The following is a 14,013-nucleotide window of genomic DNA, read 5'->3' as shown; positions in this document are numbered from 1 at the left end:
TCGCCCGGCGCGCTGCCGGAGCTCGGGCCGATCGGCATCGAGGGATCGCTCGACGCGGTGGTCCATGCGCTCGATGCGCTCGCGGCCGACCTGTGCCCACGCCTCGGCGGAGCACCGGCGATGGCTGCGGTGTCGCAACGCACGCTGCGGCGCCGCTTCGACGCCAGTGTCGGGCTGGGCCCGAAGGCCTGGCAGGCGCTGCACCGTTTTCGCGGCGCGCTGCTCGACCTCGCGCGTTCGCCGGCCAGCCTCGCTGATACCGCGCAGGCGCGCGGCTATGCCGACCAGTCGCACATGTCGGCCGACTTCCAGCGCCGCGCCGGCACCTCGCCCGGTCGCTTCGCCGCGCGCTCGCGCGCCGAGGCCGGCGGCGATGTTGGCCGATTCTTCCAAGACCCGGCGCTGCGGCAGCGGGTACACACCCTGGTTTCCACGTGATGAACGGAGCGATTCCATGGTGCGAGAGACGATCGACCCCGCCGATGCGCAACGGGTGAGGGCCAGCTTCGAGCGGCAGAACGCGATGCGCGCGCTCGGCATCGAACTGGTCGCGGTGCGGGCCGGCGAGGTCGAGCTGGCGATGCCGGCCGCCGAGCGGCTGACCCAGCAGCACGGCTTCCTGCATGCCGGCATCGTCGCCACCGGGCTCGACAGCGCCTGCGGCTACGCGGCCTTCTCGCTGATGCCACCCGAGGCGGCGGTGCTCACGGTCGAGTTCAAGATCAACCTGCTGGCCCCGGCGGCCGGCGAGCGCTTCGTGTTCCGCGCCGGCGTGACCAAGGTGGGCCGCACGATCAGCGTGAGCGACGGTCGCGCCTATGCGCTGCGCGAGGGGAAGGAGTCGCTGATCGCGACCATGACGGCCACGCTGATGGCGGTGGTGGGGCGCGAGGACATCCGGCACTGACCGAGCGCCGAGGCCGGATGCCGCCGGCGCGTTGAACGCCCAACAAGGCGCACTTTGCGAATGCCAAATTGCGCATTCCGCCGGATCGGGCAATGCTGCGGCCATGACTACCGAGACCTCCGTCGACCTCCGGGCCTGGATCGGCCGCACCGAGCGCAGGGGCGACGACGTGGGCGCCGCGTCGCTGTCGGCGCTGGCCGCCACGTTCGACCGGGATGACCTCGCCTTCAACCTGGGCAGCGACGTGCCCCCGTTGTGGCACTGGCTGCACTTCATCCCGCTGGCGCGCCAGGACCAGATCGGCGTCGACGGCCATCCGCTGCGCGGCGGCTTCCTGCCGCCGATCGCGCTGCCGCGCCGCATGTGGGCCGGCGGCGAGCTGCAGTTCCACCATCCGCTGCAGGTGGGCGACGAGATCACGCGCCAGTCGCGGATCCTCGACGTGGATGCCAAGCAGGGCAAGAGCGGGCCGCTGGTCTTCGTCAAGGTCCGCCACGAGATCTCGAATGCCAGGGGCCTGGCCATCACCGAGGAGCAGGACATCGTCTACCGCGGCATGCCGGCCGCGGGCGCGCCCGCCCCGGCGGGCAAGAGGGCGGCGACGGACGAGGACTACCGCGAGACCGTCGTGCCCGATCCGGTGCTGCTGTTCCGCTACTCCGCGCTGACCTTCAACGGCCACCGCATCCACTACGACCGGCCCTACGCCACCGAGGTGGAGGGTTACCCGGGCCTGGTGGTCCATGGCCCGATGGTGGCCACGCTGCTGCTGGGGCTCGCGAGCCGCCAGTTGCCGCAGCGCCGCGTACGCGGCTTCGCCTTCCGCGCCGTGCATCCCCTGTTCGACACCGCCGCCTTCGAGCTGTGCGGCAAGGCCCAGGCCGACGGTTCCCAGACGCTGTGGGCACGCAACCATGATGGTGTGTTGGCGATGGAAGCCCGCGCCAGTTTTTTCTAACCCCCAAGCAGCGATCCAATGACGAAGAACGCCGTCGACAAGTACCAAGACATCCGCGATGCCGTGCGCGCACTCTGCGCCGAGTTCCCCGACGAATACCACCGCAAGATCGACGAGCAGCGCGCCTACCCCGAGGCCTTCGTCGATGCGCTGACCAAGGCCGGCTGGCTCGCGGCGCTGATCCCCGCCGAGTACGGCGGCTCGGGCCTGGGCCTGACCGAGGCCTCGGTGATCATGGAGGAGATCAACCGCTCGGGCGGCAACTCCGGCGCCTGCCACGGCCAGATGTACAACATGGGCACGCTGCTGCGCCACGGCTCCGAGCAGCAGAAGCAGCTCTACCTGCCCAAGATCGCCTCGGGCGAATGGCGGCTGCAGTCGATGGGCGTGACCGAGCCCACGACCGGCACCGACACCACCAAGATCAAGACCACGGCCGTGAAGAAGGGCGATCGCTACGTCGTCAACGGCCAGAAGGTCTGGATCTCGCGCGTGCAGCACTCGGACTGGATGATCCTGCTCGCGCGCACCACGCCGCTGGCCGAGGTCAAGAAGAAGTCCGAGGGCATGTCGATCTTCCTGGTCGACCTGCGCGCCGCCGAGAAGAGCGGGATGACGGTGCGGCCGATCCCGAACATGGTGAACCACGAGACCAACGAGCTGTTCTTCGAGAACCTCGAGATCCCGGCCGAGAACCTGATCGGCGAGGAAGGCCAGGGCTTCAAGTACATCCTCGACGGCCTGAACGCCGAGCGCACGCTGATCGCGGCCGAGTGCATCGGCGACGGCTACTGGTTCATCGACCGCGTGACGAAGTACGTCAACGAGCGCGTGGTGTTCGGCCGCCCGATCGGCCAGAACCAGGGCGTGCAGTTCCCGATCGCCGACGCCTACATCGAGGTCGAGGCCGCCAACCTCATGCGCTTCAAGGCATGCGAGCTGTTCGATGCGCACCAGCCCTGCGGCGCGCAGGCCAACATGGCGAAGTACCTGGCGGCCAAGGCGAGCTGGGAAGCGGCCAACACCTGCCTGCAGTTCCATGGCGGCTTCGGCTTCGCGAACGAATACGACATCGAGCGCAAGTTCCGCGAGACGCGTCTCTACCAGGTCGCGCCGATCTCCACCAACCTGATCTACGCGTACGTGGCGGAGCACCTGCTCGGCCTGCCGCGTTCCTTCTGAGCGCCATGACGCGAACCCAAGGCAGGCGTCCGCTCGAAGGCATCACCGTCGTCACGCTCGAGCACGCGGTGGCGGCGCCCTTCGCCACGCGCCAGCTCGCGGACCTGGGCGCGCGGGTCATCAAGATCGAGCGCCCGGGCGCCGGCGACTTCGCGCGCGCCTACGACCGGCGGGTCCGGGGCGAGGCCTCCTATTTCGTCTGGATCAACCGGTCCAAGGAAAGCATCACCCTCGACGTCAAGCAGTCCGAGGCGCGGCAGGTGCTCGCCAAACTGCTGGGCCAGGCCGACGTGCTGGTGCAGAACCTCGCGCCCGGCGCCGCGGCGCGGCTCGGCCTGTCCGAGGAAGCGCTGCGCCCCACGCACAAGCGCCTGATCGTCTGCGACATCTCGGGCTACGGCAGCGCGGGACCGTTCCGCGACAAGAAAGCCTACGACCTGCTGATCCAGGCCGAGGCCGGCCTGCTGTCGGTGACCGGGTCGCCCGAGGAGATGGCGCGTGCCGGCATCTCGGTGGCCGACATCGCCGCCGGCATGTATGCCTACAGCGCGGTGCTGGCGGCACTGATCCAGCGCGGCATCACCGGCGAGGGCAGCCACATCGACGTGTCGATGCTCGAATGCCTCGCCGAATGGATGGGCAATCCGCTCTACTACGGCTTCGAGGGCCAGGCCCAGGCCGCGCGCGCGGGCGCCAGCCATCCGAGCATCTATCCCTACGGTCCGTTCACGGCGGGCGACGGCAAGACCGTGCTGTTCGGCCTGCAGAACGAGCGCGAGTGGAAGGCCTTCTGCGAGCAGGTGCTCGCGCACCCGGAACTGGCCACCGACGAGCGCTTCGATGCCAACGCCAAGCGCAGCGCCCACCGGGTGGAACTCAAGCAGCGCATCGAGTCGCTGCTGCAGCCGCTGACGGCGGCCCAGTGCATCGAGCGGCTCGATGCCGCCCACATCGGCAACGCCAGCGTCAACGACATCGCGGACGTGTGGGCCCATCCCCAGCTGCGCGCGCGGGAGCGCTGGTGCGAGGTGGGCTCCCCCGTCGGGCCGATCCCGGCGCTGAAGCCGCCGGCCGACAACGATCGCTTCGCGCCGCGCATGGACCCGGTTCCCGCGCTGGGCGAGCACACCGATGCCATCCTGCAAGCGCTGGGCTATGGTCCCGAAGACATCGCGCGCCTGCGTGCCAGCCAGATCCTCTGAAAGAACATCCGACATGACGACCTCGAACACCCCCGAGTCCATCCTGGCGCGCTTCGCCGCCGACCTGAAGGCCGAGGACATCCCGCCGGCCGTGCTGCGCCGCGCCGAGGACCTGTTCCTCGACTGGATCGGCTCGGCGCTGGCCGGCAAGGGCGCGCGGCCGGTCGAGACCATCACGCGCTTCGCGTCCGCCATGGGCGCGGGCGACGGCCGCAGCGAGATCCTGATCCACCGCACGCGCTCCAGCCCCCTGATGGCCGCGATGGCGAATGCCGCGGCCTCGCACTTCGCCGAGCAGGACGACGTGCACAACGGCTCCGTGTTCCATCCGGCGGCCGTGGTGTTCCCGGTGGCGCTCGCGATCGCCCAGGCGCATGGCCTCAGCGGCGCGCAGCTGCTGACCGCGGCGGTCGCCGGCTACGAGGTCGGCATCCGCGTCGGCGAGTTCCTGGGCCGCTCGCACTACAAGATCTTCCACACCACGGGCACCGCCGGTGCCGTGGCCGCCGCGGTGACGGCCGGCCACCTGCTGGCGCTCACGCCCGACCAGATGCTGCATGCGATCGGCTCCGCGGGCACCCAGGCCTCGGGCCTGTGGGAGTTCCTGCGCGACGCCGCCGATTCCAAGCAGCTGCACACGGCGCACGCGGCCGGCGCCGGCCTCACGGCCGCCTACCTGGCCAAGGACGACTTCACGGGCGCGCGGCGCATCCTGACCGGCGCGCAGGGCATGGCCGCGGGCATGTCGAGCGATGCCGATCCGGCCCGGCTCACGGACGGCCTCGGCACGCGCTGGGCGCTGCCCGAGACCTCGTTCAAGTTCCACGCCTCGTGCCGCCACACGCATCCCGCGGCCGATGCGCTGCAGCAGCTCCTGCAGCGCCACCAGCTCGCGGCCGGCGACGTGAAGGCGGTGACGGCGCAGGTGCACCAGGCGGCCATCGACGTCCTCGGCCCGGTCACGGATCCGCAGACCGTGCACCAGTCGAAGTTCTCGATGGGCACCGTGCTCGGCCTGGTGGCGGTGCATGGCCGTGCGGGCCTGGCGGAGTTCGACGGGCACTTCAAGGACGCCGCGGTCTCGGCCTTCCACGACAAGGTCAGCATGGTCCTCGACCCCGAGGTGGACCGGGCCTACCCGGCGCGATGGATCGGCAAGGTGCATGTTGATACCATCGACGGCCGCCGTCTCGAGGGCCGCGTCGACGAACCCAAGGGCGATCCCGGCAACACCCTCGAGCGCCATGAACTGGAAGAGAAGGCGACGCGCCTGGCGCTCTACCGCCACGGCGCCACGGCCGCCGAGATGCAGAGCGTCATCGGCTGGGTCTGGTCGCTGATGTCGGTGCCGCGCGTCGGTCCTCTGCTGGAGCCTGTCGTTCCTCGTTGACGCAGGCAACGGCGGCGGCGGGCGAGGGGCAAAGTCGGAAAGCAAGATGATCCATTTCGATCTGGTAGACCTGCGGCTGTTCCTGGCCATCGCCGAGGCCAACAGCCTCACGCGAGGCGCCGAGGCCACGTTCATGTCGGTCTCGGCGGCGAGCATCCGCGTCAAGAACCTCGAGGAAAGCGTGGGCACCAAGCTGCTGTACCGCAGCAGCCAGGGCGTGACCCTCTCGCCGCCGGGCCAGGCGCTGGCCTATCACGCGCGCCTGGTGGTCGGCCAGCTCGAGCACCTGCGCAACGACCTGCAGGAGTACGCGAGCGGCATCAAGGGCCATCTGCGCGTGTTCGCGAGCACGACCGCCATCACCGATTTCCTGCCGGCCGTGATGAGCCGCTACCTCATCACCCATCCCGATGTGAACGTCGACCTGCGCGAGCGCGGCAGCGGCGACATCGTGCGCGCGGTGTCCGACGGCCACACCGACATCGGCATCGTCTCGGGGCGCGTGCGCACCGAGGGGCTCGAGGTCGTGCCCTATCGCGAGGACCGGCTGGTGCTGGTGGTGCCCGACGGCCATGCGCTCGCGGCCCGCTCGCCGGTGCCCTTTGCCGAGACCCTCGAATACGAGCACGTGGTGCTCAACGAGGGCACGGCCATCCATTCGTTCCTGAACCAGATCGCCCGCGACATGAACCGCGTGCTCAGGCCGCGCATCCAGGTCGGCAACTTCGAGGCCTGCTGCAAGATGACCGAATCGAACGTCGGCATCAGCATCATGCCGGGCACCTCGGCCGAGCGTTACCGGCAGTACATGGCGGTCCAGGTCATCCAGCTCGAGGACGACTGGGCCCTGCGCAACCTGCAGATCTGCTTTCGCAGCCTCGAGGCGCTGCCCGGCTTCGCGCGCGACCTGGTCGAGCTGCTGAAGGCCGATGCGTTGTCGGCCACGCGGTCTTCGGTCGGCGAGGCCGATTGATTTTCAGACCCCGGGCTCGAGCAGGGCGCGAGCACCGGGTCGGTCTTGTTCAGGACTGCGTCGCTGCCGCGCCGGCCAGCCGCAACGCACGTTCGCCCGCTTCCTGCACGATCGCCTGCGCACGCATCATGACGGGGCGGTCCACCATCCTGCCGTCCACCGCGACGGCGGCACCCGCCGAACGCGCGGCCGCCTCGAGCACGCGGCGCGCCCAGGCGAGTTCCTCGGCGGTGGCGCAGAAGGCCGCGTTCACCGCACCCACCTGCTTCGGGTGGATGCATAGCTTGGCGCCGAAGCCGAGCCGCCGCGAACGCAGCGTGTCGGCCGCGAGCGCGGCCTGGTCGTCGATCGAGGTGCTGACGCCATCGATAGGCGCGGCCAGCCGGGCCAGGCGCGACGCCATCACCAGCTGCGCGCGGTAGGGCAGCAGTTCGAGCTCGTCGCCCGAGATGCCCAGGTCGAGCTGGAAGTCGATCGAGCCGAACACCAGCCGCTGCACGCCCTGCGCCCGCGCGATGGTGTGGACGTTGTGCAGCCCGGCGGCGGTCTCGATCATCGGAAACACCGCCGTGCCCGCGCCGATGCACGACACGCTGAACACCTCGTCGATGCGCTCCGTCTTGGGCAGCATGATGCCCGCGACACCGGGCAGCCGGGCCAGCGCGAGGTCGTCCTTGAACCAGGGCGTGTCGGCCGCGTTGATGCGGACGATCACGCGATGGTGGGCCGCCAGCCAGGCGGCCACGGAATGGCGCGCCTCGGTCTTGTTCTCGGGAGGCACTGCGTCCTCGAGGTCGATGACGACGGCATCGGCGCCGCAGGCCAGCGCCTTGTCGAAGCGGTCGGGTCGGTTCGCGGGCACGAAGAGGAAGGAGCGTTGGGGCAGTGTCATGGTTTCGCCAGTGAGTTCGCCCTGAAGAATGCCCACCGCGCGCGGGCCGCGCAATTTGCGCTTCCACAAGCCGCCATTGCGCGTGGCCAAACACCGGCCGGATGGGCAGGCCCTGTTCGACGTCGACCCCGCACCGCGCCCTGCCTTGAGGGCTCGCGAAGTGCCCGTTTGCGAATCTCAAATAGCGCGCGGCGCGCGGATCCAGGAAGCTCCGCGCGCCGGCATGCAACGCCGTGCGCAACACCACGGACCCATGAACGAACTGATCCACGCTTCCCGCCCGGCGCTCGACACCTTGCATCGACAGTGGGCCCGGGCCCATGAAGCGCTCTGCGCGAAGCCGCTGAAGCTCAGCATGGCGCGCGGCGTGCCGTCGGCGGAACAGGTCGCGCTGTCCGAGGGCCTGCTGGCGCTGCCCGGCACGCAGGACTTCCTCGCCGAGGACGGCACCGACTGCCGCAACTACATGGGCCTGCAGGGCCTGCCCGAAGCGCGGCGGCTGTTCGCGTTCATGCTCGGCGTGCCGCCCGAACAGGTGGTGGCCGGCGGCAACTCGAGCCTGTCGATGATGTACGACTGCGTCTCGCATGCCTGGCGCGCGGGGGTGCCCGGCGGCAAGGAGGCATGGCATGCCGTGCCCTCGGGCGTGGCCTTCCTCTGCCCGGTGCCCGGCTACGACCGCCACTTCGCGATCTGCGAGGCCTTCGGCATCCGCCTGATCCCGGTGCCGCTGCACGACGACGGGCCCGACATGAAGGCGGTGCGCGCGCACGTGCAGGACCCGTCGGTGCGCGGCATGTGGTGCGTGCCCAAGTACAGCAACCCGACCGGCGCCGTGTATTCGGATGCGGTCGTCGAGGCGCTCGCGTCCATGCCCACGGCCGCGCCGGACTTCCGCCTGTTCTGGGACAACGCCTACGGCCTGCATCACCTCGGCGTGGAGGAGGTGCAGATCGCGAACATCGCCGAGCGCTGCGCGGCGCACGGCCATGCGAACCGGCCGCTGGTCTTCGCCTCCACCTCGAAGATCACCTTCGCCGGTGCCGGCGTCGCGCTGTTCGGTGCCTCGCCCGAGAACCTGCGCTGGTGGCTCGGCCATGCGGCGGTGCGCAGCGTGGGGCCCGACAAGCTCAACCAGCTGCGCCATGTGCGCTTCCTGCGCGATCGCGTGGGCCTCGAGATGCTGATGCTGCGCCACCGCGCGCTGCTGGCGCCGCGCTTCGACCGCGTGCTGGATGTGTTCGAGCGCGAACTGGGCCCGCTGGGCATCGCGCAATGGACGCGCCCGCGCGGCGGCTATTTCATCGCGCTCGACGTGCAGCCGGGCACGGCCCGCCGCGTGGTCGAGCTCGCGGGCCGCGCGGGCGTCACGCTCACGCCGGCCGGTGCGCCGTTTCCGGGCGGCATCGATCCGCTCGACCGCACGCTGCGCATCGCGCCGTCCTCGCCGTCGATCGAGCAGTTGGGCCGCGCCGCCGAAGTGGTCGCGCTGTGCGTGCGGCTGGCCGCCGCCGAGCAGCTGCTGGCGGCGCGCGCCGCCTGACCTCCCTTTTTTCCCCATCCCCGCTGGAGCTTTCCGCATGAAGAAGAAACAAGCATCGATCCTGGCCATCGCCACGCTGGCCGCCTGCGGCGCGCTCGCGCAGGCCAACGACACCCTCGCCAAGGTCAAGGCCTCGGGCGCCATCACCGAGGGCGTGCGCGAGTCCTCGGGCCTGGCCTACACGCTGGGCAACGGCCAGTACACGGGCTTCCACTTCGACGTCTGCGCCAACATCATCAAGGACCTCGAGAAGTCGCTCGGCCGCAAGCTCGAGGTCAAGTACCAGCCCGTGACCTCGCAGAACCGCATTCCGCTGGTGCAGAACGGCACCGTCGACCTCGAGTGCGGCTCGACCACCAACAACGCCGCGCGCCAGAAGGACGTGGCCTTCGGCGTGACCACCTACATCGAGGAGACCAAGATCCTCGTGAAAGCGAGTTCGAGCATCCATGCGCTCGCGGACCTCAAGGGCAAGACGGTCGTCACCACCACCGGCACCACGCCGCTGCAGACCCTGCGCAAGCAGAAGCGCGCCGAGAACCTGAGCTTCTCCGAGGTCTATGGCAAGGACCATTCCGACAGCTTCCTGCTGCTCGAATCCGACCGCGCCGATGCCTTCGTGCTCGACGCCTCGGTGCTGGCTTCGCTGGCGGCCAAGTCGAAGTCACCGAAGGACTTCAGGCTGCTGCCCGACGTGCTGGCCGTCGAGCCCATCGCGATCATGATCCGCAAGGACGATCCCGCGTTCAAGGCCGCGGTGGACGAGAGCATCAAGGCCCAGGCCAGGTCGGGCGAGCTCGCCAGGCTCTACGACAAGTGGTTCCTGAAGCCGATCCCGCCCGTGGGCGTGACCATCAATCTGCCGCTGGGCGAGGCCACGAAGAACGCCTGGGCCAATCCGAGCGACAAGCCCGCTGAAGCCTACGTGGCCAAGGAATAGGCCCCGGACCCATCCATGCCCCATTCGTCGCGCGCCGCCTTGATCACTCCTGAAGTGCCTGTTTGCGAATCGCAAATGGCGCCGCGCGCATCGATGTAGGAAGCTTCGTCCACCGATATGAAACGCTACTCACACTGGATCGACGGACAGGAAGCCGCCCCCCTCGGCGGCACCTGGTTCGAAACACACAACCCCTACACCGGCGAGGCCTGGGCCGAGATCGCCTCGGGCAGCGCGGCCGACGTCGACGCCGCCGTGCAGGCGGCGCACCGGGCCTTCACCGAGGGGCCCTGGGCCAGGCTCACGGCCACCGAGCGCGGTGCGCTGCTGCGCCGCGTCGGCGACCTGATCGCCCGCGATGCGCGCCGGCTGGCCGAGATCGAGGTGCGCGACAACGGCAAGCTGCTGGCCGAGATGCTGGGGCAGCTCCATTACATCCCGCAGTGGTTCTACTACTTCGGCGGCCTGGCCGACAAGGTCGAGGGGCGCGTGATGCCGCTCGACAAGCCGGGCTACTTCAACTTCACGCGCCGCGAGCCGCTCGGCGTGGTGGCCGCCATCACGCCCTGGAACTCGCCGCTGCTGCTGGCCACTTGGAAGATCGCCCCCGCGCTCGCCGCGGGCTGCACGGTGGTCATCAAGCCTTCTGAGTTCACCTCGGCATCGAGCCTGGAATTCGCGCGGCTGTTCGAGGAGGCGGGCTTTCCCGCCGGCGTGGTCAACGTGGTCACGGGCTTCGGGCGCGAGGTGGGCGCCACGCTCGTCGAGCATCCGCGGGTCGCGAAGATCAGCTTCACCGGCGCCGACGCCACCGGCCGCGCCATCAACGAGGCGGCCGCGCGCCAGTTCAAGCACGTGAGCCTGGAGCTCGGCGGCAAGTCGCCCAACATCGTCTTCGCGGACGCGAAGCTCGACGACGCCGTGAACGGCGCGGTCTCGGGCATCTTCGCCGCCACCGGCCAGACCTGCATCGCGGGCTCGCGCCTGCTGGTGCAGGACGCGGTGTACGACGAGGTGGTCGAGCGCCTGCTGGCGCTGGCGCGCACTGCGCGCATGGGCAACCCGATGTCGATGGACACCCAGGTCGGCCCGGTGACCACGCGGCCCCAGTACGACAAGGTGCTGAGCTACATCCAGATCGCGAAGGACGAGGGCGCCCGGCTGCTGCTCGGCGGCGGTCCCGCCACGGGCGAGGCCTGCGGCAGCGGATGGTTCGTGCAGCCGACGATCTTCGGCGACGTCGACAACGGCATGCGCATCGCGCAGGAAGAGGTGTTCGGCCCCGTGCTCTCGATCATCCGTTTCAAGGACGAGGACAACGCGGTGCGCATCGCCAACGACGTGCGCTTCGGGCTCGGCTCGGGCGTGTGGACGCGCGACATGGGCCGCGCGTTCCGCATGTCCGAGCGGCTGCAGGCCGGCATGGTGTGGATCAACACCTACCGTGCCGTGAGCTTCATGTCGCCGTTCGGCGGCTACAAGGATTCGGGCCTGGGCCGCGAGAACGGCATGGACGCGATCAACGAATACCTGCAGACCAAGAGCGTCTGGATCAACACCGGCGCGGCGACGGCCAACCCCTTCGTCATGCGCTGAGCATCGATCGATCCCTTCCTTCCATCATTCACCACCCCACTCACTCCCATGTCCACCATCGATTGGCCTCAGCAAATCTTCGAAGGCTTCAAGAATCTCGGCGTCCGGCAGGTCGCCTATGTCCCCGACGCGGGCCACAGCCAGCTGATCCGCATGTGCGAGGCGGACCCCGGGATCCATGCGGTCTCGCTCACCACCGAGGAGGAGGGCGTCGCGATGCTCGGCGGTGCCTGGCTCGGCGGCGACCGCGGCGTGCTGCTGCTGCAGTCCAGCGGCGTCGGCAACTGCATCAACATGCTGTCGCTGCAGCACGAGACGCGCATGCCGCTGTTCATGATCGTGACGATGCGCGGCGAGTGGGGCGAGTTCAACCCCTGGCAGGTCGCGATGGGCAAGTCGACGCAGGCGGTGCTCGAGGACTCGGGCGTCTACGTGTACCGCGCCGATTCGCCCGAGGAGGTTCCGCCCACCGTGATCGCCGGCGCGAAGTTCGCCTACCAGACCGGGCGCAGCGTCGCGGTGCTGATCGGGCAGCGCGTCATCGGCACGAAGAATTTCAACAAGTGAGCACCGCCATGTCATCCACAGCCAAGAACCAAGCCGTCCTGAATCGCCGCGAAGTGGTGGCGCGCATCCTGCGCGACCGGGGCGAGGCGCTGGCCATCACGAGCCTGGGCAATCCGACCTTCGACGTGGCCGCCGCGGGCGACGGTCCGCAGAACTTCTACCTCTGGGGCGCGATGGGCGGCGCCGTGATGGTGGGCCTGGGCCTGGCCCGCGCGCAGCCGAAGAAGCGCGTCATCGTGTTCGTCGGCGACGGCGAGATGATGATGGGGCTGGGCTCGCTGGCGACCGCCGCGGTCGACCGCACCGAGAACCTCACGGTCGTCGTGATCGACAACGAGCACTACGCCGAGACCGGCATGCAGCCGGCCCACGCGGGCCGCGGCGTCAACATCACCGAGGTCGCGAAGGCCACGGGCTTCCCGCAGGCGCTGACGGTGCGCACGGCCGCGGAGCTCGAGGAGGCGGTCGACAGGATCCTCCACGGCCAGGGCCCGGTGCTCGCGACCATCAAGGTCACGACCGATCCCGCGCCCACGGCGCTGCCGCCGCGTGACGGCCCGTTCCTGCGCAGCCGCTTCCGCACCGCGCTGCTGGGCGCCGAAGCGCACGTCTGAGGCCCGCGGCCCCGGCAATCCCTTCGTGCACCGCGACGTCGCGGATGCGTGGAGGCCGCACAACGGCTGGCTCGAACGCCGGCGGCCGGGGCGCGGCCGCCCGCCACACAACAACCCACCGGAGACATCACATGGGCCACACCTACAGCGCATCGAACACGCGGGGCCGCGGCCTCGCCGTCGCGAGCCTCCTGGGCCTCGCGCTCGCCTTCACCTTGTGCCTGCCGGCACGCGCCGACACCGACTACCCCGACAAGCCCGTGCGCCTGATCGTGCCCTTCCCGCCGGGCGGCGGCGGCGACAAGCTGGCGCGCGTGCTGGCGCCGACGCTCGGCGAGCTGCTCAAGACCAGCGTCATCATCGACAACCGCGCGGGCGCCAACGGCAACATCGCGCTGCAGGCGGTTGCCAAGTCCAGGGCCGACGGCTACACGCTCGGCCTCACGCTCACCGATCACATCGCGCTGAGCCCGTCGCTCTACGACAAGCTGCCCTTCGACCCGCTGAAGGACTTCCAGCCGATCGGGCTGATCGCTTCCACGCCCTATGTGTTCACGGTCGACGCGGCCAGCGGCGCGGCGAATCTCGCGGCCGCCATCGCGAAGGCGAAGAAGGATCCGGGCTCGGTGAGCATCGGCTACCCGACCGTGAGCCCGCTGCTGGCGACCGAGCTGCTGCAGAAGCAGTCGGGCGCGAAGTTCAACCTGATCCCCTATCGCGGCATCGCGCAAGGCATGCCGGACATGCTCGGCGGCCGGCTCGACGCCTGGGTCGGGACCAGCGTCACGATGCGCGGCTTCATCGACGGCGGCAAGGTGCGCGGCATCGCGGTCACCTCGGCGCAGCGCTCGCCCGCGCTGCCGGGCGTGCCGACCATCGCCGAGAGCGGCTTCCCGGGCTTCGAGCTCGTGAGCTGGTACGGCATCGTGGCGCCGGCCGGAACGCCGGCGGCGATCGTCGCGACGCTGAACGCCAAGCTCAACGAGACGCTGCGCACGCCCGACGTGAAGGCCAAGCTCGAGGCCGACGGCGCGCTGATCCTCGGCGGCGCGCCCGAGCAGCTCTCGCGTGCCCTGCGCGCGGACATGGACCGGCTGGGCCCGCTGATCAAGGCCGCCGGCATCAAGCCCGAGTGACGCGTTGGGTGGAGTCCGCATGAACCCGGTCGACCTCATCGCCCATCTGCGGTCCGTGCTCGGACCGACCCAGGTGCTCAGCGCCGACCTGGCGGCCCACGAGGTCGACTGGC

Annotated in this window: 14 protein-coding genes; 13 read left to right on the top strand and 1 reads right to left on the bottom strand. The window is 69.8% G+C overall.

Annotated elements, in window-relative coordinates; all coding sequences use genetic code 11:
• The 7 genes from AC27VN_RS16330 to AC27VN_RS16300 form a co-directional block, all read left to right on the top strand.
• On the top strand, positions 1 to 438 hold a 438-nt coding region (locus AC27VN_RS16330), incomplete at its 5' end, for a helix-turn-helix transcriptional regulator (RefSeq protein ID WP_490877208.1).
• 16 nt (positions 439 to 454) lie between these two features.
• Positions 455 to 907, top strand: coding sequence for a PaaI family thioesterase (locus AC27VN_RS16325; protein ID WP_490877207.1), 453 nt, complete (start codon positions 455 to 457; stop codon positions 905 to 907).
• Between the two features lie 103 nt (positions 908 to 1,010).
• Positions 1,011 to 1,865: an HTD2 family dehydratase gene (locus AC27VN_RS16320; protein WP_490877206.1), complete on the top strand. Its 855-nt coding sequence runs from the start codon at positions 1,011 to 1,013 to the stop codon at positions 1,863 to 1,865.
• Positions 1,866 to 1,883: 18 nt separating this feature from the next.
• A complete protein-coding gene (locus AC27VN_RS16315) occupies positions 1,884 to 3,047 on the top strand; it encodes an acyl-CoA dehydrogenase family protein (RefSeq protein ID WP_057590129.1) in 1,164 nt (387 codons plus the stop codon).
• Positions 3,048 to 3,052: 5 nt separating this feature from the next.
• The gene (locus AC27VN_RS16310; RefSeq protein ID WP_490877205.1) at positions 3,053 to 4,249 is read left to right on the top strand and encodes a CaiB/BaiF CoA transferase family protein; all 1,197 of its coding nucleotides are present in this window, start codon (positions 3,053 to 3,055) and stop codon (positions 4,247 to 4,249) included.
• Between the two features lie 13 nt (positions 4,250 to 4,262).
• The gene (locus AC27VN_RS16305; RefSeq protein ID WP_490877204.1) at positions 4,263 to 5,639 is read left to right on the top strand and encodes an MmgE/PrpD family protein; all 1,377 of its coding nucleotides are present in this window, start codon (positions 4,263 to 4,265) and stop codon (positions 5,637 to 5,639) included.
• A gap of 46 nt (positions 5,640 to 5,685) precedes the next feature.
• Positions 5,686 to 6,612, top strand: a complete 927-nt coding sequence (locus AC27VN_RS16300) for a LysR family transcriptional regulator (RefSeq protein WP_490877203.1) — start codon at positions 5,686 to 5,688, stop codon at positions 6,610 to 6,612.
• Positions 6,613 to 6,661: 49 nt separating this feature from the next.
• Here the strand turns inward: AC27VN_RS16300 and AC27VN_RS16295 are convergent, their stop codons facing one another.
• Positions 6,662 to 7,504, bottom strand: coding sequence for an HpcH/HpaI aldolase/citrate lyase family protein (locus AC27VN_RS16295; protein ID WP_490877202.1), 843 nt, complete (start codon positions 7,502 to 7,504; stop codon positions 6,662 to 6,664).
• Between the two features lie 253 nt (positions 7,505 to 7,757).
• Between AC27VN_RS16295 and AC27VN_RS16290 the strand changes: the two genes are divergently transcribed.
• The 6 genes from AC27VN_RS16290 (at position 7,758) to AC27VN_RS16265 (ending at position 13,900) form a co-directional block, all read left to right on the top strand.
• Entirely contained in the window at positions 7,758 to 9,047 is a 1,290-nt protein-coding gene (locus AC27VN_RS16290) for an aspartate aminotransferase type Ic (protein ID WP_490877201.1), read from the top strand.
• Between the two features lie 37 nt (positions 9,048 to 9,084).
• Positions 9,085 to 9,987: an amino acid ABC transporter substrate-binding protein gene (locus AC27VN_RS16285; RefSeq protein WP_490877200.1), complete on the top strand. Its 903-nt coding sequence runs from the start codon at positions 9,085 to 9,087 to the stop codon at positions 9,985 to 9,987.
• 117 nt (positions 9,988 to 10,104) lie between these two features.
• On the top strand, positions 10,105 to 11,583 hold the full coding sequence (locus AC27VN_RS16280; protein ID WP_490877199.1) for an aldehyde dehydrogenase: 1,479 nt from the start codon (positions 10,105 to 10,107) through the stop codon (positions 11,581 to 11,583).
• Between the two features lie 48 nt (positions 11,584 to 11,631).
• Positions 11,632 to 12,150 (top strand): thiamine pyrophosphate-binding protein, encoded by a 519-nt coding sequence (locus AC27VN_RS16275; protein ID WP_093345452.1) that lies wholly within the window; start codon positions 11,632 to 11,634, stop codon positions 12,148 to 12,150.
• Between the two features lie 8 nt (positions 12,151 to 12,158).
• Complete coding sequence (locus tag AC27VN_RS16270) at positions 12,159 to 12,764, top strand: thiamine pyrophosphate-dependent enzyme (RefSeq protein WP_093346141.1); 606 nt, start codon at positions 12,159 to 12,161, stop codon at positions 12,762 to 12,764.
• A 131-nt stretch (positions 12,765 to 12,895) separates the two neighbouring features.
• Entirely contained in the window at positions 12,896 to 13,900 is a 1,005-nt protein-coding gene (locus AC27VN_RS16265) for a Bug family tripartite tricarboxylate transporter substrate binding protein (protein ID WP_490877198.1), read from the top strand.
• The last annotated feature ends 113 nt before the right edge of the window (positions 13,901 to 14,013 follow it).

The organism is Variovorax sp. 20P10.2.4 (assembly GCF_058244205.1).
Note: the sequence above shows the minus strand (reverse complement) of the source record. Positions and strands in the feature narration are given on the sequence as shown.

Excerpts from the sequence above, each read along its gene's own strand:
- AC27VN_RS16325 (WP_490877207.1), top strand. The coding sequence starts at position 455 with ATGGTGCGAGAGACGATCGACCCCGCCGATGCGCAACGGGTGAGGGCC.
- AC27VN_RS16320 (WP_490877206.1), top strand. The coding sequence starts at position 1,011 with ATGACTACCGAGACCTCCGTCGACCTCCGGGCCTGGATCGGCCGCACC.
- AC27VN_RS16315 (WP_057590129.1), top strand. The coding sequence starts at position 1,884 with ATGACGAAGAACGCCGTCGACAAGTACCAAGACATCCGCGATGCCGTG.
- AC27VN_RS16310 (WP_490877205.1), top strand. The coding sequence starts at position 3,053 with ATGACGCGAACCCAAGGCAGGCGTCCGCTCGAAGGCATCACCGTCGTC.
- AC27VN_RS16305 (WP_490877204.1), top strand. The coding sequence starts at position 4,263 with ATGACGACCTCGAACACCCCCGAGTCCATCCTGGCGCGCTTCGCCGCC.
- AC27VN_RS16300 (WP_490877203.1), top strand. The coding sequence starts at position 5,686 with ATGATCCATTTCGATCTGGTAGACCTGCGGCTGTTCCTGGCCATCGCC.
- AC27VN_RS16295 (WP_490877202.1), bottom strand. The coding sequence starts at position 7,504 with ATGACACTGCCCCAACGCTCCTTCCTCTTCGTGCCCGCGAACCGACCC.
- AC27VN_RS16290 (WP_490877201.1), top strand. The coding sequence starts at position 7,758 with ATGAACGAACTGATCCACGCTTCCCGCCCGGCGCTCGACACCTTGCAT.
- AC27VN_RS16285 (WP_490877200.1), top strand. The coding sequence starts at position 9,085 with ATGAAGAAGAAACAAGCATCGATCCTGGCCATCGCCACGCTGGCCGCC.
- AC27VN_RS16280 (WP_490877199.1), top strand. The coding sequence starts at position 10,105 with ATGAAACGCTACTCACACTGGATCGACGGACAGGAAGCCGCCCCCCTC.
- AC27VN_RS16275 (WP_093345452.1), top strand. The coding sequence starts at position 11,632 with ATGTCCACCATCGATTGGCCTCAGCAAATCTTCGAAGGCTTCAAGAAT.
- AC27VN_RS16270 (WP_093346141.1), top strand. The coding sequence starts at position 12,159 with ATGTCATCCACAGCCAAGAACCAAGCCGTCCTGAATCGCCGCGAAGTG.
- AC27VN_RS16265 (WP_490877198.1), top strand. The coding sequence starts at position 12,896 with ATGGGCCACACCTACAGCGCATCGAACACGCGGGGCCGCGGCCTCGCC.